20 protein-coding genes and 1 pseudogene are annotated in these 20,169 nt (G+C 39.9%); 10 read left to right on the forward strand and 11 right to left on the reverse strand.

Translation table 11 applies throughout. The features are described 5' to 3' along the window. The 9 genes and pseudogenes from VGE44_RS04095 to VGE44_RS04135 form a co-directional block, all read right to left on the reverse strand. Positions 1–606: pseudogene (locus VGE44_RS04095) on the reverse strand (1-deoxy-D-xylulose-5-phosphate reductoisomerase); the annotation flags it as partial. 71 nt (positions 607–677) lie between these two features. Continuing rightward, positions 678–2,180 (reverse strand): GH3 auxin-responsive promoter family protein, encoded by a 1,503-nt coding sequence (locus VGE44_RS04100; protein WP_331076481.1) that lies wholly within the window; start codon positions 2,178–2,180, stop codon positions 678–680. Then, the gene (locus VGE44_RS04105) at positions 2,170–2,928 is read right to left on the reverse strand and encodes a DUF975 family protein (protein ID WP_331076482.1); all 759 of its coding nucleotides are present in this window, start codon (positions 2,926–2,928) and stop codon (positions 2,170–2,172) included. The genes VGE44_RS04100 and VGE44_RS04105 overlap by 11 nt, the downstream gene beginning before the upstream one ends. A gap of 3 nt (positions 2,929–2,931) precedes the next feature. Continuing rightward, positions 2,932–3,900, reverse strand: coding sequence for a glycosyltransferase (locus VGE44_RS04110; RefSeq protein WP_331076483.1), 969 nt, complete (start codon positions 3,898–3,900; stop codon positions 2,932–2,934). Between the two features lie 27 nt (positions 3,901–3,927). Then, complete coding sequence (locus tag VGE44_RS04115; protein ID WP_331076484.1) at positions 3,928–4,881, reverse strand: glycosyltransferase family 2 protein; 954 nt, start codon at positions 4,879–4,881, stop codon at positions 3,928–3,930. A gap of 125 nt (positions 4,882–5,006) precedes the next feature. Further along, entirely contained in the window at positions 5,007–5,582 is a 576-nt protein-coding gene (locus tag VGE44_RS04120; RefSeq protein WP_331076485.1) for a DUF4199 domain-containing protein, read from the reverse strand. A gap of 20 nt (positions 5,583–5,602) precedes the next feature. Further along, the gene (locus VGE44_RS04125) at positions 5,603–6,271 is read right to left on the reverse strand and encodes a hypothetical protein (RefSeq protein WP_331076486.1); all 669 of its coding nucleotides are present in this window, start codon (positions 6,269–6,271) and stop codon (positions 5,603–5,605) included. A gap of 9 nt (positions 6,272–6,280) precedes the next feature. Then, complete coding sequence (locus VGE44_RS04130; protein ID WP_331076487.1) at positions 6,281–7,546, reverse strand: dihydroorotase; 1,266 nt, start codon at positions 7,544–7,546, stop codon at positions 6,281–6,283. Then, positions 7,543–9,597: a BatA domain-containing protein gene (locus tag VGE44_RS04135; RefSeq protein WP_331076488.1), complete on the reverse strand. Its 2,055-nt coding sequence runs from the start codon at positions 9,595–9,597 to the stop codon at positions 7,543–7,545. The genes VGE44_RS04130 and VGE44_RS04135 overlap by 4 nt, the downstream gene beginning before the upstream one ends. A gap of 364 nt (positions 9,598–9,961) precedes the next feature. On the opposite strand from VGE44_RS04135, the gene hisG reads away from it, so the two are divergent. The 9 genes from hisG (at position 9,962) to VGE44_RS04180 (ending at position 18,108) form a co-directional block, all read left to right on the forward strand. After that, positions 9,962–10,813, forward strand: a complete 852-nt coding sequence (gene hisG / locus VGE44_RS04140) for an ATP phosphoribosyltransferase (protein ID WP_331076489.1) — start codon at positions 9,962–9,964, stop codon at positions 10,811–10,813. 10 nt (positions 10,814–10,823) lie between these two features. After that, positions 10,824–12,122 (forward strand): histidinol dehydrogenase, encoded by a 1,299-nt coding sequence (hisD, locus tag VGE44_RS04145; RefSeq protein WP_331076490.1) that lies wholly within the window; start codon positions 10,824–10,826, stop codon positions 12,120–12,122. Between the two features lie 29 nt (positions 12,123–12,151). After that, positions 12,152–13,213, forward strand: coding sequence for a histidinol-phosphate transaminase (gene hisC / locus VGE44_RS04150; RefSeq protein WP_331076491.1), 1,062 nt, complete (start codon positions 12,152–12,154; stop codon positions 13,211–13,213). After that, a complete protein-coding gene (gene hisB / locus VGE44_RS04155; protein ID WP_331076492.1) occupies positions 13,210–14,304 on the forward strand; it encodes a bifunctional histidinol-phosphatase/imidazoleglycerol-phosphate dehydratase HisB in 1,095 nt (364 codons plus the stop codon). The genes hisC and hisB overlap by 4 nt, the downstream gene beginning before the upstream one ends. Then, positions 14,301–14,894, forward strand: a complete 594-nt coding sequence (hisH, locus tag VGE44_RS04160) for an imidazole glycerol phosphate synthase subunit HisH (RefSeq protein WP_331076493.1) — start codon at positions 14,301–14,303, stop codon at positions 14,892–14,894. The genes hisB and hisH overlap by 4 nt, the downstream gene beginning before the upstream one ends. A 4-nt stretch (positions 14,895–14,898) precedes the next feature. Continuing rightward, positions 14,899–15,648: a 1-(5-phosphoribosyl)-5-[(5-phosphoribosylamino)methylideneamino]imidazole-4-carboxamide isomerase gene (gene hisA / locus VGE44_RS04165; RefSeq protein WP_331076494.1), complete on the forward strand. Its 750-nt coding sequence runs from the start codon at positions 14,899–14,901 to the stop codon at positions 15,646–15,648. 115 nt (positions 15,649–15,763) lie between these two features. Beyond that, positions 15,764–16,564, forward strand: a complete 801-nt coding sequence (hisF, locus tag VGE44_RS04170; protein WP_331076495.1) for an imidazole glycerol phosphate synthase subunit HisF — start codon at positions 15,764–15,766, stop codon at positions 16,562–16,564. Between the two features lie 11 nt (positions 16,565–16,575). Then, positions 16,576–17,169, forward strand: a complete 594-nt coding sequence (gene hisIE, locus VGE44_RS04175) for a bifunctional phosphoribosyl-AMP cyclohydrolase/phosphoribosyl-ATP diphosphatase HisIE (protein WP_331076496.1) — start codon at positions 16,576–16,578, stop codon at positions 17,167–17,169. 21 nt (positions 17,170–17,190) lie between these two features. Then, positions 17,191–18,108 carry a WD40 repeat domain-containing protein gene (locus VGE44_RS04180; RefSeq protein ID WP_331076497.1) on the forward strand — a complete coding sequence of 306 codons (918 nt, stop codon included), beginning with the start codon at positions 17,191–17,193 and terminating at the stop codon, positions 18,106–18,108. Positions 18,109–18,407: 299 nt separating this feature from the next. Here VGE44_RS04180 and VGE44_RS04185 read toward each other — a convergent pair whose 3' ends face one another. After that, positions 18,408–19,193, reverse strand: coding sequence for a C40 family peptidase (locus VGE44_RS04185; protein WP_331076498.1), 786 nt, complete (start codon positions 19,191–19,193; stop codon positions 18,408–18,410). Positions 19,194–19,279: 86 nt separating this feature from the next. Here VGE44_RS04185 and VGE44_RS04190 point away from each other — a divergent pair, with 86 nt between their 5' ends. Next, positions 19,280–19,753 carry a universal stress protein gene (locus tag VGE44_RS04190; protein ID WP_331076499.1) on the forward strand — a complete coding sequence of 158 codons (474 nt, stop codon included), beginning with the start codon at positions 19,280–19,282 and terminating at the stop codon, positions 19,751–19,753. A gap of 55 nt (positions 19,754–19,808) precedes the next feature. Here VGE44_RS04190 and VGE44_RS04195 read toward each other — a convergent pair whose 3' ends face one another. Next, complete coding sequence (locus VGE44_RS04195) at positions 19,809–20,159, reverse strand: 4Fe-4S binding protein (RefSeq protein ID WP_305366030.1); 351 nt, start codon at positions 20,157–20,159, stop codon at positions 19,809–19,811. Positions 20,160–20,169 lie beyond the last annotated feature (10 nt).

The following is a 20,169-nucleotide window of genomic DNA, read 5'->3' on the forward strand; positions in this document are numbered from 1 at the left end:
CTTACGGGTAATAGTTGCAAGAAAATCCCTGTCCTTCCCCCTGAAGGGTCCCCCGGAGGCTGTCAGGTAAATTTTTTCAATTGGATTTTGTTCTTCTCCGGCAAGGCATTGAAAGATAGCCGAATGCTCGGAATCTACCGGCAATATTTTAATCCCATGTTCTTTGGCCAGGCTGGTAACCAGATCTCCTGCAACAACCAGCGTTTCCTTATTCGCAAGGGCTATGTCCTTTCCGGCTCTGATTGCAGCAAGGGTTGGGATCAGGCCTGCAAATCCAACAATGGCAGTTAGCACCAGGGAAACTTCTGGTTGTTCCAAAGTCGCGCAAAGCTCATCCTGCCCACATAAAACCTTAACTTCGGTGTTTCTTAAAGCGCTTTTTACTTCATCAAGTTTTGATTGCTCAGCGATAACAACATATTCCGGATTAAATTCCAGAGCCTGTTTTATTAAAAGACTGGCATTGCTGTTTGCCGTTAGCACAAAGGCACGGAAACGATCAGGATTCTGCCGGATAACTTCAAGCGCCTGAGTACCAATACTACCTGTTGAACCCAGAATAGCAATGTTCTTTATTGCAAAACCTTTATTAATATCTTTTCCCATCAAACCGAACCCGATTTATTAATTCAAAACTGAAATTGCCTAAACTTATTAATTTTTTTGAGATTCCCGACTTATCTGCTGATCCATTCATTCAATTCATTTGCGATATGCCTGTCATTTGACAAACGCGGCACTTTATTCTGACCGCCAAGCTTTCCCTTCGATTTCATATAGTTTCGAAATGCGTCCTTTTCAAGCTTATGCATTATCAGGGGGCGCAATACCTTTCCTTCAACCAGATCATAATAATAGGTATTTTTCTTTTGTAAGGCGAGGTCTACTTTGAGACTAAAACTATCCATATCTTCAGGAGCTTTTGCAAACTCAACATACCATTCATGATATGGTAAAGAACCATCCTCAGGACTTACCTGGGGTGCGACTGTAAATTCAGTGATTTCAACCCCCTCCTGGCCTGCTACCGATAAAATTGCATGTTCTACCTCCTCGCAAATAACATGCTCGCCAAAAGCTGAAATAAAATGCTTGATTCTACCACTGACCAGAATGCGATATGGATTTTTGGAGACGAACTTGACGGTATCTCCAATGCTGTATCCCCAGAGTCCGGCATTGGTATTTAAAATAATCGCGTAATTTTTATCAATTTCTACATCCTCAAGGGATACCCGGCCAGGGTTTTCATTATAGTATTCATCAGATGGGATGAATTCATAAAAAATACCTGAGTCCACTAATAAAAGCAATCCTTTCTCCTGTTGTGAGTCCTGAAAAGCAATGAAGCCTTCTGATGCCGGATAGGTCTCGATTGAATCTACCCTCCGCCCGATACTTTCTTCCAGGCGGGCACGGTAAGGTTCAAAATTCACTCCTCCGTACACAAAAAGTGAGAAATTCTTAAAAATATCTCCTATTTTCTTTCCCTCTGTACGGGCTCTGAGCCGGTCGAAATACATCTGAACCCAGGGTGGAATCCCGGATATCAATCGCATATCCTCCGAGAGGGTTTCATCTACTATCGCATCAACCTTTTCTTCCCAATCCTCGATACAATTGGTTTTGTATGATGGCAATCGGTTCCTTTGAAGGTAGGCAGGAACATGATTGGCTACAATACCCGATAAGCGTCCGAAATTGATACCATTTTTACGCTCAAGAACCGGACTCCCCTGCAAAAAAATGATTTTCCCATCGATAAACTCAGACTTTCCGGTTTCATGGATATAAGAGAATAATGCGTTGCGGGCCCCGTTCAGATGTTCTGGCATAGATTCTTTAGAGATTGGGATGTATTTCACCCCTGAGGTAGTACCTGATGTTTTAGCAAGATAAATTGGTTTTCCCGGCCACATAACATCCGGCTCGCCCTCAACAACCCTATCTATATAAGGCTTCAGTTCTTCGTAATCAGCAATGGGAACACGCTTCTTAAAATCAACGTATGTTTTAATTGAAGCAAAATCATGATCCTTTCCAAAGGCAGTGCCACTGGCTTTTCTGATGAGGTGCTCGAAGGTACGCTCCTGTGCTGCAATGGGATTATTCTTCCATTTATTGATTTGCCTTACGGCAAATGCCGCCAGAGGCTTAGCCAACCAGGATTTAATTCCCATGCTTATCCTCCGCATCATCCAGCAGAATCTCTTCTTCCTCGGTATACATATTTACCAAATGACGATAGGCAATGATCAGGATTAAGCTGGAAAAAGGAACTGTAAATAACAATCCTACAAACAATGCCATGGCTCCAAGGACGTTTAAACCAAGCATCACCAGGAAAAGAAGTGCTATAAACCAAAAATGTCCTTTGGTAATTGCCCAGCTCTGACTGATTGACTCTGAAGCACCCGATTCCTGGTCAACGATAAAGCATACTACGAAACATAGTCTGATTGTTAAAAAAACAAGCGGAATAGCAATGAGTGCAAAAACAGGCAGAAGATCCCAGCTAAATGGGTTACTGGTATCAATATCCTGCTTATTATAGAAGTAAACTGAACTGATTATGGCGATGATAAATACCAGAACCAAACCGATTATGAGCTTGACAATTAGAAAATTTACAGCTTTTACCAGATTGGGAATAAAATCAGGAAATTCCGGGTCAGTATCCTCATCAATCAGTTTAAAGAATACCTGATAAAAAGCGACAGTAAAAAAAGCATCAAAAAGGCTTAGAATAATATTCTGAATCAATACGCCCGCCCCGCTGGCCCCTCCAAACACACCTGTAAGTATAGTAGTAATGATCAGAATAAAAGCAAACTGAACGGCAGTAAAGCCCAGCAAAACCCAGATATTCGTTTTGGCCAGTTGCCAGGCATCTGCCAATATCTCATTCACTGACAATGATTTGTCCATATATTATTGTTTTCTTAAAATAATTCTCTTCCAAAAATCCTGCATAAACCCGAGTCCATAGGCTATTAACTGTACAAATGCAGCAGCAATACTCAAAAATGCAACTTTTGATGATTTGTTTACTTTCCAGGAATGGAAAAATATCAACAAAATGTAAACAGCCAGCAAGGTATTACATAATTCAGCTAATGTGCTGCCAAACAGATTAAAAAATAAACTCAGCAACAAAAATATAGTAAAAAAAGCCGGAAAAAAATGGACCAGCTTCAATTCTGAAGGAAAGTGTTTATAAATGTTAATCCTGGCCCTGCCAAAGAAATGCAATTGTTTATAAAATTGAAAAAGATCCGTACGCCGTTTATGATAAACCACCGCATCGGGAATCAGTCCGATCTTAAAGCCTAAAGAGTGAATCCGAATACTGAACTCAATATCCTCACCCAAACGGGTCAGAATAAAGCCTCCTGTCTTTTCCCATACTTCACGTGAGATCCCCATATTGAAACTTCTCGGATGAAAAGTCCCGATATGCTTTTTATTACCTCTGATACCACCTGTAGTGAAAGGTGAAGTCATAGAATAACTGATGGCCTTTTGAACAGGGGTAAATGAGGGGTGTGCACCATCCGGACCGCCATAAGCATCCAGCTGATGCTCAAGCAGGTAATTTTTAACCGTTTCAAGGTAATTTGAAGGTATGAGACAATCTGAGTCGAAAACGATAAAATAATCTCCCTTTGCACGTTCAAAGCCATAATTACGGGCAAAACCCTGTCCGGCATTTTCTTTATAATAATAGCTGATGTCCAGCCGGTCGCTGTACGAATCAACGATTGACTTTGCATCAATTTTCGATCCGTCTTCAATGATCAGAACCTCAAATTGAAGGTAGCTTTGCTTGGTCAAAGTATGCAGCAATTCATCAATTTCCTGAGGCCGGTTATAAAGTGGAATGATGATTGAAAAAAACATCTTGATCAGAATCTAGGGAATAAAAAATCAAACAGTCTTCTCAATCTGATAACTGTTGCGCTCAGGCGAATTCCTGGAAACAAGTTCTGCTATAAAACCGGTAAGAAAGAGCTGAAAACCAACAACTATAGCTACAAGGGCGATATAAAAAAGTGGCTGGTCAACAATTTCACGTGAGTATTTGATATGCATGCTGATGTGATACAGCTTCTCAATAATGATCCATAGGGCAATGATAGTTCCTGCCAGAAAACTCAGGGCTCCCATCGTACCAAAGAAGTGCATAGGCCTTTTGGCAAACTTACCGACAAAAAATATGGACAAGAGATCCAGAAACCCATTAATGAAGCGACTGAAACCAAATTTGGTATGGCCGTATTTGCGTGCCCGGTGCTCTACTATCTGTTCGCCTATCTTCTTAAAACCGGCCCATTTGGCAATCACCGGAATATAGCGGTGCATTTCACCGTAAACTTCAATACTTTTGACAACCTCTTTACGATAGGCTTTCAAACCGCAATTAAAGTCGTGGAGATTATGTATGCCCGACATTCGGCGGGTAACCAGATTAAACAATTTTGTGGGAATAGTTTTTGAAAGCGGGTCGTGACGCTTTTGTTTCCATCCAGAAACAAGGTCAAATTTCTCCTCAACGATACTTCTGTAAAGTTCGGGAATTTCATCCGGACTATCCTGAAGATCAGCATCCATTGTAATAACCACATTACCCTGGCATGCTTCAAAACCTACATTCAGGGCTGCTGATTTGCCATAATTACGGCGAAACTTGATCCCTACTATGGCCGGAAATTCCTGTTTCAATCCCTCAATGACCTCCCATGATCCGTCGTTACTTCCGTCATCAACCAATATCACTTCATGACTAAATCCATGCTTAGTCATCACCCTGTTGATCCAGCTGAGGAGTTCTGGCAGAGATTCTGCCTCATTGAATAAAGGAACAACTACGGATATATCCATTCTTTAGATGTGAGATATGAGATTTGAGATATGAGATAATAGAATCCCGCTTGTTTAACAATTAAAAACGTGCAAATTTCATCAATAATATTGATAAAACCTGCACGTCAGATTATTTTAAAAGACTATTCCTCTTCATCTTCTCCGGCTGAAGCGAATACCGGAGCCTCTTTCTTGAATATCGCAGCAAAAATAAGTGACATTACGAACTGGATGATCACCGCAATACCCAGATTCTTGAAAAACTGCGCAAATGTTGGATCATACTGTGCCTTAATTCCTTCGATCTGCTTAGCCACTGCCTCATCAATCTTCTCCTGCTCCATACCCATATTTTCGAAGGTCTGAGACATTCCTGATTCCATAAATCCGGCAATTTTTTCAAAAGCACCCGGCTCTATGAATTTATAAAAAACGACATTGGCTAATGAATAGACCAATCCTGCAATAAAGGACATCAGAAAAATTCCCTTTAAAGCTTCTTTAAAAGTCCAGAATCCGCCGATCTTCTTTTTCAGATCAAGAGTAAAAAAGATATAAATCAGCAGGGAGACAACCAAAGTTCCGATTCCAAATGACATTGAGCCAAGCAGCGAGGGAAATACATAATAAGTAACAACCCCGATCACAGTAGATAAAATGCCGATAATCACCCCATTAGTGCTTGCGGCTTTGTTTAAGTTTTCTAATGACAATTCCATTTTTTTAGTTTGGTTTAGTTTTAAGAGTTGTATGAAATTAAAAGAGAATATATTGCTGAATCAAAATCAGGATTTGCACTATGGCTTACAAAATCATTGAAATCCTTTTCTGAAGGATCTGTATCCCTGAAAAAGCCAATCATCGGATAAAACAATTCTTTTAGCTCCGAATCATCAGGTATTTCGGCCGTTACACGGGCCAGTTCCTTCAGATCACTTTCTACCAGAATCTGGTTTGCGATAACCTCTTCATAAATACGGTGTTCATCCTGAAACTCATCTTCGTCTACAAGCAAAAACTCACGAAGAAAATCACTCAGTTCAGGCTCAATCGCTTCATCCTTACATTCCTGTAAATAAAGCAGGAGGTTCAGAAGCTCAGTCCCACGGTCAATCGTACTCTCTTCAATTTTCTCCCACTCAGGTGAATCGAGATAGTCTTCTTCCAGTTTACGAACATCTTCGTTTAGAAAGTTGATCAGTAACAAATCAAAGAATAATTCACGTAGTGGTTCAAAATCGGGTTGATCATCAAAAACACTATCCAGTGCATCAACTTTTTCGAGGTAAGGCTTATCCAGATTAAAAACACCTGTCAAAGCCTTTGAAAATGGCTTAAAATCCTGCTTATTTACTGAAGCAAACTGCGCCAAAGCCGCATTCATTGCCCGATCTATACTTGTATTCATAATTTTTGATTAAAATATAATGTACTGACCATTATTGTATACAAGCTTCACTTTCCCCTTCAGTATTTGTCCGAAGAAAGGCGAATTGGATGATTTGGATCTGTTACTCTCTTCATTCAACTCCCACTCTTCTTCCGGATTAAACAGAATAAAGTTAGCAGAATTTCCGGTTTTCAATTCAGGAATTGAAATTCCGAGAATATTTCTTGGAGCAAGTGCCATTTTTTCGATAATTGTCTCCAAACTTAAACCGGCTTTTAGTGCAACTGGCAATGCGGTTTGTAACCCGGTGATTCCATAAGATGCAATTTCAAATTCCACATTTTTAAATTCTATTTCATGGGGACTGTGCTGAGAAACTATTGCATCAATGGTTCCATCCTTTAGACCAGCAATCAGAGCTTTCTGATCTTTCTTGGTGCGGAGAGGCGGTTTAACCTTAAAGTTACTGTCAAATCCTTCCAGATCATCCTCGGTAAATATCAAATGATGGACTGCAACATCGCAGCTTACTTTAATTCCTGCTTTTTTAGCTTTTCTAATCAGGTCCACACTCCCGGCAGAACTGATCGTACTAAAATGTATCCGGGAATCATTGTATTCCGCAAGATAAAGGTCACGGGAGATCATCAATTCTTCAGCAAGGGATGGATTTCCTTTCATACCCAGATAAGTGCTCATCAGCCCTTCGTTCATTTTCGCCTTACCTGCAATATCCTGATCCTCTGCGTATGATAGAACAAGTCCGTTAAATGATTTGGTATACAATAAAGCCCTGCTCATCAAGCCTGCATTTGATACAGGCCTGTTACCATCTGTAAAAGCTATAGCACCGGATTGTTGCATATCATACATTTCGGCAAGTTCCTTACCCTCCCTGTTATGACTTATACATCCAAGAGGATAAATATCCACCAGATTATTTCTTGATTTACTGATCAGGTAAGAGACCTCTGCCTTTGAATGAATCGGGGGCTGAGTGTTTGGCATCAGAGCAAGACCTGTAAAGCCTCCTGCTGCGGCTGTCATACAACCCGTGCCCATATCTTCCTTGGTTTCGAGGCCGGGCTCTCCAAAATTCGCATTGAGATCAAAAAAGCCAGGTGACAGTACCTGCCCTTTTGCAGAGATAATAATGGTGTTTTTGTCCGAAACACTGATGTTCTTCCCTATTTCAGAAATCTTTCCATCACGGATCAAAACATCAGCAATCTTTCCATTAAAAGGACTTTGATGATCTAAAATTTTTGCAGACTGAATTAATAAATTCTTCAATTGTTTAACGGTTTAATTTGAGTCCTTTTGTAAAAGCGGATGAGCAAAATCTCAGCAGCAAAAAAAACTAAGGCCAATATCAGACAAACTTTCCATAAAGAAGTTCCCTGATTAATAGATTTTACAGCATTCGTCAAAGAACCCGGATCTGTATTCAAAATTTCAATTCTTTGTTCAGGGAACAATTTTTTTATCTCTTCATCACTTGCATAGCTCATATCTGATTCAGAACCGGCTTCATTAAAAGAAAACACTGCTATCAGACTATCATTTTTCAATAACTGATAGTTTCCGGCCTGTTTGATCTGATCGGCAATATATAGTTGTGAAAAATTCTCATTCTGCCTCAGATCAGGTATTGCCTCAAACTTCTCATTCTTCAATTTAAGAGTTTGATTTGAGTTTAAGGATATTTTTGGTAATTCAATTTGCTGCTCCCTGTTCAGTTTATAAAACAAGTTCTGGTTCCGTAGAGATAAAAGAGCCGTCTGGTACATGATAGGTACAAATACAGAATGTCTGGCAAAATTACTTGTTTCAGAGCTCAAAGGTACTGCCGATAGATATATTTTTCCTGAACCCAGCCTGTATTCGCTGAAAAATGAAACTTTACCCGGCATTTCCAGTAAAATTTGCCGGTTTGTATTAGTCTGTGAGCTGTAGCGAAGGAATTTCTTCGCAACCGGCAGATCAATTTGCTTAGGAACATTATCGAAAACACCCTGAAATACGGGATGCTCCAGATTGATTAATGAAACCTTATTTTCAGCATTCAACACCTGAACAGGTACATCAGTACCTGCTGTACTGAGAAATTTCTTCAAAGCGGACTGATCGTTATTCAGATCAGGAAATACTATCAGGTTTCCGCCATTTCGGATATAGTTAATCAATTGCTGGCCTAATCCATCACTTATTTCGGCCACTTCGTTCAGTATAATCAATGGATATTCTGCCAATCCTGAATAATTAATATTACCTGCAGCAACATTCCGAGCTTTAAAAAATGGATCAGAGCGATATACCGAGTTCAGATACTCATTTTCTTTATTTCCGTTGATAATGAGTAAAGAAAGAGAGGTCTGAACATTAAAGCTGAAAAAGAACTTGTCATCAAAGACTACAGGAAAATCAGTAATTTCTAATTCAGCTTCCTGCCAGCCCGATTGCAATCCACTGAATGTCATGGTATCTGTCACAGTGCTGCGGGGCTTAATAGTCATGCTGGCAATGGATTTTTGAACCTTGTTGACCTGCAATTTTACCGGAATATTTATGGCCTCTTCATCTGAATTATTTTGGAGACGCACTATCAATTTCTCAGAATCACCCGGTTTGTGAATAGCAGTGCTGAACCATACTGAATCTACAGAAATATTTGGCTGAGAATTTGAATTTAACCTGATAAGACGTGTTTTTACGGTACTATCTGCAGGAATAGTGGCTGCCGAAAGCATGTTTTTCTGAAAGTCAGAAATGAGATAAATCGTTTTTTGGGAGTTTGGCTCTTTAAGAAATACTTCCTTTTGCCTGATGATTATCTGATCCAGTTTCCGGTTAGCCGAACTGATACTCACTTCATCGACCGCAGTCTGAAATTCCTCCAAACTCAGCAGCCTCTGGTATTTACCTCCAAAATCATTAGTGAGGAGTTGGAATTTATCGTTTAAACTATAAGCTGATGCGATCTCCCTGGCTCTCCTTTTTGCTTCATCCAGGAGGGTTCCTTCCTTATTCACAGCCTCCATACTGTATGAATTGTCAATATAAATGCTCAAAACCTGTTGCTTAAAAGCATTTTGCTGATCTGCCACCGGAATATATGGGCGTGCAAATGCGAAAACCAGAAAACTTATACCAAGAATTCTTGTGGCCAGAATCAATCTGTCTTTAAGATGCTGATGCGAAGAGGTCTGGATCTGAGCGTTCTTTAAAAAACGAACATTGCTGAAATAAACTTTTTTAAACTTCCTGAAATTAAAAAGATGGATAATGACAGGTATGGCGATTGTCAGTAGGGCAAATAAAAATCCGGGCGACAGGAATCTCATTAAGAACCAAAATTAACTATAATTAATCTGCTGTGAAAGGAATTGGGAAATTAGTTGAGAATTGGGAATAGGAAATGGGAAATAGGGAATGGGGAATGGAAATATCACAATTTAGTACTCTGTCAACTGTCAATTATCAATTGTCAACCCGATAGCTATCGGGTCTCAACTAACATAAATTTTTAATTCCAATAAGCAATCCTTATATTTGCTCGCCTCCCAAGCTATTTGGGCCAAAAATTATGAATATAGTTTTCACACATCACGTACATTTCCATCATCGCTTTGCGGCGATGTGATATAATATACGTTTCTACGTGAAACTGTTTCTTAATAATTTTTTGGTCTGATTAAAACTTACAATTTGAAAACTCTTAAAATAGCTATCCAGAAATCTGGTAGATTAAACGAAAAATCGGTCGAACTGCTCAAAAATTGCGGATTAAGCTTCGAAAATTATAAAAGTTCACTGATATCCACTGTATCGAATTTCCCGCTTGAAATATTGTTCCTTCGGGATGATGATATTCCTGAATATGTTCAGGATGGCATTGCCGACCTCGGAATAGTAGGAGAAAACGTGATTAGTGAAACAGGTGTTGATGTCAGCTTCCTGCAAATGCTGGGATTTGGCAAGTGCACCCTGAAACTGGCGGTGCAAACTCATAGCAGCATTCAAAACATTGCTGATCTGAATGGAAAATCCATTGCTACTTCTTATCCTGTAATACTGAAGAACTTCCTTGACAAGAATAATATCAGCGCGGATATCCGCACGATATCCGGTTCGGTTGAAATTGCTCCGGGTCTTGGCTTGAGTGATGCGATATTTGATATTGTATCAACAGGTGGTACACTTAAAAGCAACGGACTGAAGCCATTCGCTGAAGTGATGAAGTCTGAAGCGGTATTGATCGGAAGAAATGGAATTGAAGCGGAGCCTCTTGTTGTTGAACTGATTCAAAGAATCCAATCCGTACTGAGGGCGAAAGAAACCAAGTATGTGGTTCTGAATGCAGAGTCTAAAAACCTTGATCGCATACTTGAGCTCCTTCCGGGTGTTAAAAGTCCGACGGTAGTACCTCTGGCAGAAAGCGGATGGGTAGCTGTTCATACGGTAATTCCTGAGCGTGATTTCTGGGAGAAGATTAGTCTGCTGAAAAGTGCAGGTGCCCAGGGTATTGTCGTGATGCCTATCGAAAAGATCATCTTATAACAGGACAACCATGTTGAAAGTCTATAATTTAAAGGATCTGAACGCTAAAGCTGTTGAAGATCTTTGCAAACGCAATATAGATTCCAATAATCACATCCGGGCGGCAGTAACAGAAATCATTGATGAGGTAAAGCTTAATGGCGACAATGCCCTGAAAGCCTTTGCCGAAAAGTTTGATGGTATATCTCTCAATAAGCTCTTTTTAGAGAAAGAGGAGATCAGAACTATTGCTTCAGGTGCTTCTGAAGAGACAAAACAGGCACTAAAACTCGCATATGATAATATCTGGAGGTTTCATGCAAGCCAGCTCCGCACAGAAGAAAAGACTGAAACATCAAAAGGTGTGGTCTGCTGGCGGGAATTAAGGGCAATTGAGAAAGTTGGGCTCTATATACCAGGAGGAACCGCGGTTCTGCCCAGTACCTTTCTGATGCTTGGCATACCTGCAAGAATTGCCGGATGTAAAGAAATTATTGTTTGTTCTCCGCCGCAGAAAGACGGAAAGGTAAATGCATATCTGGCTTATTGTGCCGAACTGCTTGAAATAGACCGGATCTATCTTGCCGGGGGTGCACAGGCAGTAGCTGCAATGGCTTATGGCACAGAGAGTATTCTAAAAGTTGATAAGATTTTTGGTCCGGGGAATCAGTATGTAACCAAGGCAAAAACGATCATACAATCTGAAAGTCAGACTGCCATAGATATGCCTGCAGGTCCTTCTGAAGTTTTGGTCATAGCTGATGATACGGCAAATGCAGAATATGTTGCCGCTGATCTATTGGCTCAGGCAGAACACGGAATCGACAGTCAGGCAGTACTTATTTCAAATTCTGCAAAGATCATTGAAGAAACTATACTTGAACTTAAAAAACAGCTTGCATTACTCCCAAGAGCTGAGATTGCTGCAAAAGCTATTGCCAACTCTTATGCCGTTCTTTGTTCAGATCTGAAGGAAGCAATGCAATTCAGTAATTCCTATGCGCCAGAACATTTGATTCTGGCAACAGATCAGTGGGAAAGTATCTGTGATGATATAGTTAATGCAGGTTCGGTATTCCTCGGGCATCTTACTCCTGAAAGTGCAGGAGATTATGCATCAGGGACGAACCATACCCTTCCTACAAGCTCATATGCGAAGGCATATTCAGGAGTTTCAGTAGATTCATTTGTGAAAAAAATCACTTTCCAGCACATCAATAAAGAAGGCATAAGAAACCTTGGGCCTGCCGTAGAGATACTGGCATCGCTGGAGGGATTACAGGCGCATAAGAATGCTGTGACTGTACGTTTGAAAGACAGCCGGGAATAAAATATCCCGGCATAAAAGAAAGAAATACGATGTTCAACATAGATAATATACTTCGTAAAAATATAAAGGAGCTGGTGCCTTATTCCTCTGCAAGGAATGAATTTAAGGGTGAAGCATCGGTTTTTCTGGATGCCAATGAGAACAGTTATGGCTCACCATTAAACCATAATTACAATCGTTATCCTGACCCGCTGCAATGGAAGGTCAAAAATCGCCTTGCTGAAATAAAAGGAGTGCCTGGTAAGAATATTTTCTTAGGGAACGGCAGTGATGAAGCCATTGACATTCTTTTCAGAGCATTTTGCAATCCCGGTGTGGATAATGTAATAACCCTTCCTCCTACTTATGGAATGTATGAGGTTTCTGCAAATATCAACGATATCGAAGTACGAAAAGTACCACTCAGACCTGATTACCAGCTGAATATGGAAGCTATTGCAGAAGCAATAGATGAGCATACCAGAATCATTTTTATCTGCTCTCCCAATAACCCCACCGGAAACTCCATTGACAGACAGGATATTGAAACCATTCTTGCCAACTTTAATGGTCTGGTGGTGATTGATGAAGCCTATATTAATTACAGCAGGCAAAAAACTTTTATTCAGGAACTGACTGAATATTCGAATCTGGTTATACTTCAGACCCTTTCAAAAGCCTGGGGACTTGCAGGATTGAGAGTCGGAATGGCATTTGCGAGTGAAGAGATCATAGAAATTTTCAATAAGGTGAAACCACCTTATAACATCAATGAAGCATCGCAGGAACTGGCTCTTGAAGCATTGCAAAATGTGGATCAGATAAACAACTGGATAAAAGAAACGGTTGCAGAACGTGAGAAATTAATAGCTGAACTTGCCCAAATCTCTTCTGTCCTGAAAATATACCCCTCAGATGCGAATTTCATTCTTGTGAAAACAAGTAATCCAAAAGGTATTTACAATCACCTAGTCAATTTGGGGATCATTGTTCGCGACCGCTCAAAAGTCGAACTTTGTGAAGGCTGTCTAAGGATCACCATAGGCACGCCGCAAGAAAATATAGAATTATTAAATGCGTTAAAATCCTTTCAGGAATCTGATAAAATATGAAAAAGGTATTGTTTATAGACCGAGATGGAACCATGATCGTTGAACCTCCTGTCGATTTACAGGTTGACAGCCTGGAAAAACTGGAGTTTCTGCCCTATGCGATCTCATCTCTGAAAAAGCTTCAGGATTATGGCTACGAGCTTGTGATGGTTACCAATCAGGATGGAAGAGGAACGAGCAGTTTCCCTGAGGAGGATTTTCAGAAACCACATCAGAAAATGCTGAATACACTTGCCGCTGAAGGCATCAAGTTTGCAGAAATATTTATTGATGATTCTTTTCCTGAAGACAAAAGTCCGAATCGCAAGCCGAATACCGGATTATTAACCAATTACCTCATATCCAACCTCATTGACCTTCATAATTCTTATACCATTGGCGACAGGGAAACGGATGTTCAGCTTGCGGTAAATTTGGGATGTAAGGCTATCTTTTTTTCAGACAGAAGTTTGGAAAATACAGCCCTGAACAGCAATAGCTGGCCGGAGATCTGCAAGTTTCTTACAGCTAAAAAAGACAGGCTGGTAGAGCTTGAACGCAATACAAAGGAAACAAAGATCAGGCTTAGTCTGAATCTGGATGGAAACGGTGAACATAAAATTGATACCGGATTGAAATTCTATGATCATATGCTCGATCAGCTCGCAAAACACTCTGGTGTTGACCTCAGTTTGACTGTAGAAGGTGATCTTGAAATTGATGAACACCATACGATAGAAGACAGTGCGATTGCGTTGGGTAAAGCCTTTAAACAAGCACTGGGTGATAAGCGCGGAATAGAGCGTTATGGATTCCTATTGCCTATGGATGAGGCCCTGGTTCAATGCGCCATTGATTTTTCTGACCGTGCATATTTTATTTATGAAGGTAAGTTCGATCGGGAGTATGTAGGTGATTTCCCGACAGAAATGTTTGAACATTGGATGAAATCATTCTCTGAACATGCCGGAATGAATTTAAACTTAAAAATTATTGACGGGAGCAATACCCACCATATGATAGAAGCCAGCTTTAAAGCCCTGGCTAAAAGCATTAAACAGGCTATTCAAATTACTGGAACAGAATTACCAAGTACTAAAGGAGTATTATGATCGGTATAGTATATTATGGTGCCGGAAATATTTTTTCATTAACAGCTGCACTTGATCGCCTGGGCTTAAGTTATGGCATGATTAAAACAGCTGAAGACTTTGAAAAATATGACCGCTATATTATTCCTGGTGTAGGCCATGCAGGTTCTGCTATGCAAAAGCTTGAGGATACAGGTCTGGTACCATCCATTATTGCTCTCAGGAAACCAGTGCTTGGAATATGCGTAGGGATGCAATTGCTAACCACTCATTCAGAAGAAGGTGATTCTGAACTTACAGGTATTATACCATTGCAAACAAGGCTTTTTAGTGACAAACTTAACGTTAAGGTGCCGCATACAGGTTGGAATAAAGTCTTTCAATCATCTGAAAATCCTTTATTCAGTGATATAAGACCGGGAACTCATTTTTATTTTGTTCATTCCTATTTTATAGAATTTAATCCTATTTTTACGATTGCTTTAGCAGAATACGGAATAAAATTCTCTGCTGTAATACAGAAAGATAACTTTTATGGCGTTCAGTTTCATCCTGAAAAATCCGGTATTGCCGGAGAACAATTATTGAAAAATTTTGCACACTTAGCATAAACTCATGTATATAATTCCAGCAATTGATATTTTAAACGGAAAAGTTGTCCGTTTACGCGAAGGTGATTACGAGCAGGCAACATTTTATGATGTTACCCTCGAGGAGATGATTGAAAAATACAAATCTAATGGTACCGAGTTCATTCATATCATTGATCTTAACGGCGCCAAAGGTGATTTTAGCAATCAGAAATACCTGTTTGACATTATCAACAAGACCAGTATCAAGATCCAGTACGGTGGCGGTATCAGGAGCATCGATAAAGTGAAAGAACTGATCGATGCCGGAGTTCACCGGGTTATCGTTGGAACTCAGGCAATCACAAATGTAAATTTCCTTCAGGAATTAAGTCAGGAAGTTTGCGGTAAAGAGAAATGTCAGGATCAGGTTGTGGTGGCTATTGATGTACTTGATGAAGTGATCAAATATTCGGGATGGATGGAGAGTTCTCCGATTAAACTGATGGATTATGTTGATAAGTGCCTGAATCTTGGTTTTTTCAGATTTCTCTGTACCGATATCGACAAAGATGGAAAACTGGGTGGTGCAGGGGTAAGTCTTTACAAAAAACTGCTTGAACACTCCCCTTTTATAAAACTGATTGCTTCAGGAGGAATAAGTTCAATGAAGGATATTGAAGAGCTGCAGAAGATAAAAGTTGAATCCTGTGTTGTTGGAAAAGCAATTTATGAAGGAAGAATTTCGATAGAAGAAATCAAAGACTGGAATCTGAAAGCGCTGATTAGTTTCTAAGATTCAGTATTTTTCTGAGAACCGGAAAATTTGGCCTGTCCATAGGCAAGCAATTAATTAAATCGTTTTTACGATCAATTCCCGTATGTATATGGGTAATATATTTATCTAAGTTTTGGAATCCTCAAGCCTACAAACTGAAGTTATTAAAGCCGGCAATGATCTGGCAAAGCGAATCATTCCTTGTCTGGATGTAAAAGATGGCCGCACAGTTAAGGGCGTCAATTTTGTTGCATTACGCGATGCCGGGGACCCTGTTGAACTTGCCTATCAGTATTCACGACAGGGTGCCGATGAGCTTGTTTTTCTGGATATTACCGCTACTCATGAGAGACGAAAAACTATAGTTGAACTCGTAAAAGCTGTTGCCCGGCAGGTAAATATTCCATTTACCATTGGGGGAGGAATAAATGAGATTTCTGATGCCGACATACTTCTTAACTCAGGAGCGGATAAAATATCCGTAAATTCTGCAGTTGTAAGAAACCCGGCTTTCATTGATGAACTTGCTTTGGCATTTGGAAAGCAATTTGTTGTTGTGGCCATTGACACTAAACACATCAATGGCAAAAACTATGTTCATTTAAATGGCGGGCGTATAGCTACTGAAATTGAAACCGAAGACTGGATAAGAGAAGCCGAAAGCAGAGGCGCAGGAGAAATCCTTCTGACTTCTATGGACCATGATGGCACAAAAGCGGGTTTTGACAATGGCCTGTTAAAGAAAATAAATGATACACTGAGCATTCCTTTGATTGCCTCCGGCGGTGCCGGCAATATTCAGGACTTTGTGGATGTGTTTAAAATAAGTAATGCTGATGCAGCACTTGCAGCTTCGGTTTTTCATTATGGTGAAATTCTGATCCCTGATCTTAAAAAAGTGCTGCAGCAAAACAATATCGAGGTTAGAATATAAGTCCGGAGAAAATGACGATTGATTTCAATAAAGGAGAAGGTCTGGTACCTGCAATTATTCAGGATGAGCAAACGCTGGAAGTGCTTATGCTTGGCTATATGAATGCAGAAGCATATCAGAAAACGGTGTCTGAAAATAAGGTTACTTTCTTTTCAAGGACGAAAAACCGTTTGTGGACAAAAGGTGAAGAGAGTGGAAACTTTCTCAATGTGGTATCCATAAGTGAAGACTGTGATAATGATACCCTGCTGATTAAGGTAAATCCGGTTGGGCCAACCTGTCACAAAGGTAACAGAAGCTGTTTTGATACGGCTTATAACCAGAATTTCATCTTTGAACTGGAGAAAATCATTGAGGACCGTTACGCAAATCCCGTGGAAGGATCTTATGTAAACAAGCTTCGTAACAAAGGATTGAATAAGATTGCGCAAAAGGTTGGTGAAGAGGGGGTTGAAACTGTGATCGCTGCTCTGAATGAAACAGAACATGACTTAATCAACGAGGCCTCTGATCTGGTGTTTCACCTTCTGGTATTATTAAAAGAAAAGAATGTCAGTCTCGAAAAAATTGCCCGGAACCTGGAAGGCAGACATTCGGGAAAATAGTTTTTTGAGCACCCGCCAAATATGATTGAGATTCAAAATACAGCCACTTTATCTGGGCATCAGAACCCTATTTTTACCGTCGAGAACTCTCAGAAAGCAGGGATAATCTTTACAGGAGGAAATGATAAAGGAGTTGTTGAATGGAATGTAAAAAATCCGGGCTTTATTAAGGTGCTTTTCCCCGTAAGATCATCTGTATACAGTCTGCATTGCCCTGTTTCCGCGCCACTCCTTCTTGCTGCTGAGCGTAGCGGTGTTGTGGATGTTTTCAATTTTGAGGAACAAAAGATTGTAGCTGTATTGGATCATCATAAACTTCCGGTTTTTGATATCAAATCTGTATTTTCCAAAAATGAACTGATTATTTCATCTGAGGATGGTACCATAAGCATCTGGGATATTAAAAGTCTGAAGCTTTTATTTTCATTTAAGGTCTCTACAGATACGGTCAGGGTGATCAGTATCAGCCCCGATGAAAAAACAGTTGCTTTTGGTTGTAAGGATAATACGATCAGGATATACAATCTTGAAGATTATAACCTGATTCATATTATTGATGAGCATACTATGCCAATCAGTTCAATCCAGTTTTCTCCTGATGGGAAGCACCTTTTATCAGGAAGCAGGGATGCTCAGTTGAAGATCTGGAGTAGTTCCGATTATTCATTGGTTCAAAGTATTCCGGCACATTTATTTTCGATTTACAGTATCGCCTTTCACCCCGACCTGCCTTTTATGGCCACTGCAAGCAGAGATAAAAGTATTAAGATTTGGGATACAGAAACTTATAGCTTAAAGAAAACCATCAGCCTTGAAAAAGGTTATAATGCACACCGCCTGTCAATTAATAAAATTATCTGGGAACCAGTAGATAATCAGCTCATTTCAGTTAGTGACGATAAATTACTGAAGATTTGGAAAGTGGAATTTGAGGAATAAGTTGCCTGTTATCAGTTGTCAGTTTTCAGTGAAATTGTCCTAAGTTCAGGCATTTGCTTTCAAAATATCTTAATTTTAAAATGCTTTCTCAACCCGATTGTTATAAGGTCTCTACTGCACTTGCAACAGATCTCTCCTCGCGCAAAAATCCCGATAAATTCAAAATATGTTTCGCTCGTCGGCATGACGGATAATTGGAAAGCAGAAATATGTTAATGGTTGATTATGAATAATTGGATTTTACTAATTAGAGGATTCTCTTCGTTGTCAATTATCAACTGTCAATTATCAATTAAAAACTAATTAAATCTCTTAACTATCCTCAACTTATGCGTATACTTATTCAGCCCTTGATTAAATATACCCTGAGTATCGATCGGATCGACTCTAACCCTTCCTGAAGCATGAATGATACGGCCATTATCAAGCATGATTCCTACATGGGTAATGCGGCCTTCATCATTATCAAAAAAAGCAAGATCACCGGCTCTGGCTTCCTGAATAAATCCTAGTAATTGTCCTTGTTCGGCCTGCTGCCATGCATCCCGTTTTATGCGGATACCGAACTGCCGGAACACCATTTGTGTAAACCCTGAACAATCAATCCCAAAAACTGAACGTCCTCCCCATAGATAAGGTGCATTAATATAAAACATGGCTGCATCAGCAACTGAAGATCTGAACTCGTTAATATTCGGATGGTGGACTTGCCCCTCAAGTTTATATCGGGTTTCTCCCAGATAGAAATAATTATCAACAGTATGCGGAATAATTGTGCCCGCCAGCAGATTCAGCACTTCTGAAGTATCGGTTTTCAATACTGCATGAATTGCAGATAAACCAAGTATTGTATTCAGGTTTGATAGACCCGCATGTGCGGTATCACTGATCCCAATGTATTGCTTATTATCGATCCAGCCTTCATAATCATCGTAGCTTGTCAGAACCCTTGTCCATTTTTCTCCAACTTCAAGAATGCTAAAAACTTCGCCAAATAATAGTTGGGAACACATCTCGCTCTTATCAGAAGGATCAGTCCGGAGCGGGACAAGTGCAAGATTACAGACACCAAACTGTTGATTCATATTGCAAATAAACCAATTTTACATTAAATTGAGCGATAATTGAATCCTAATTACCAAAATGACTGAAATTTAACCAAAAATGAATTATGATAAGTCCTGAAAACATTAACAGAATACTTATAGCGGTTGAAGACAGCCCTTATTCGGAATTGGCGGTAAATTATGGTGTATTACTGGCCAAAAATCTTGGTTCTAATATCATCCTGGTTCATGCTGATGAAATTCCTATTGCCTCATCATATACAGCTGATCCATTACTTAATGAGTCACCGGCAATGATTCCTGAGTTAATGAACATACAGGAAGAAGCAAGCAAAAATCTATTTAAAAGGTTGATCAAGAAGCATGGTGAGACCGTAGAAATTTCAACCTATACCCGGATTGGAAGGCCACAGGATGAAATACTTTCAGTAGCAGAGGAATGCAAAGCAGATCTCATTATTTTGGGAACACACGGAAGAACAGGATTTGATCATTTCATTTCAGGGAGTGTTTCTGAGAGTGTTGCCAGAAAATCAAAATGCCCTGTTTTGATCATTCCCAATCCCGAAAAGAAATAAAAAGACATAAAAAAAGCGGCCTGAATTATCAGACCGCTATTATAATCTATTAATCCTATTCAACGTGAAGCCATGCCTTCTTAGCAAGCAATTCTTCACGGCTTTCGCGAACATCTTCGTCATCAACACAGCAGTCAACCGGACAAACTGCAGCACATTGTGGTTCATCATGAAAACCAACACACTCGGTACACTTATCGGAAACAATGTAATATACCTCATCAGAAATAGCAGCTTGTGCTTCTTCTGCATTCAATGTCGAACCATCTCCAAAATCAATAAGCCCTTTTAATCCTGTGCCATCTGAAAATCTCCATGCTGCACCGGCATCATAAATTGCGTTATTTGGGCATTCGGGCTCACACGCCCCGCAGTTAATACACTCATCGGTGATTTTAATTGCCATCTTATCTAAA

It is taken from the genome of Daejeonella sp. (assembly GCF_036405355.1).
Lineage (GTDB): Bacteria > Bacteroidota > Bacteroidia > Sphingobacteriales > Sphingobacteriaceae > Daejeonella.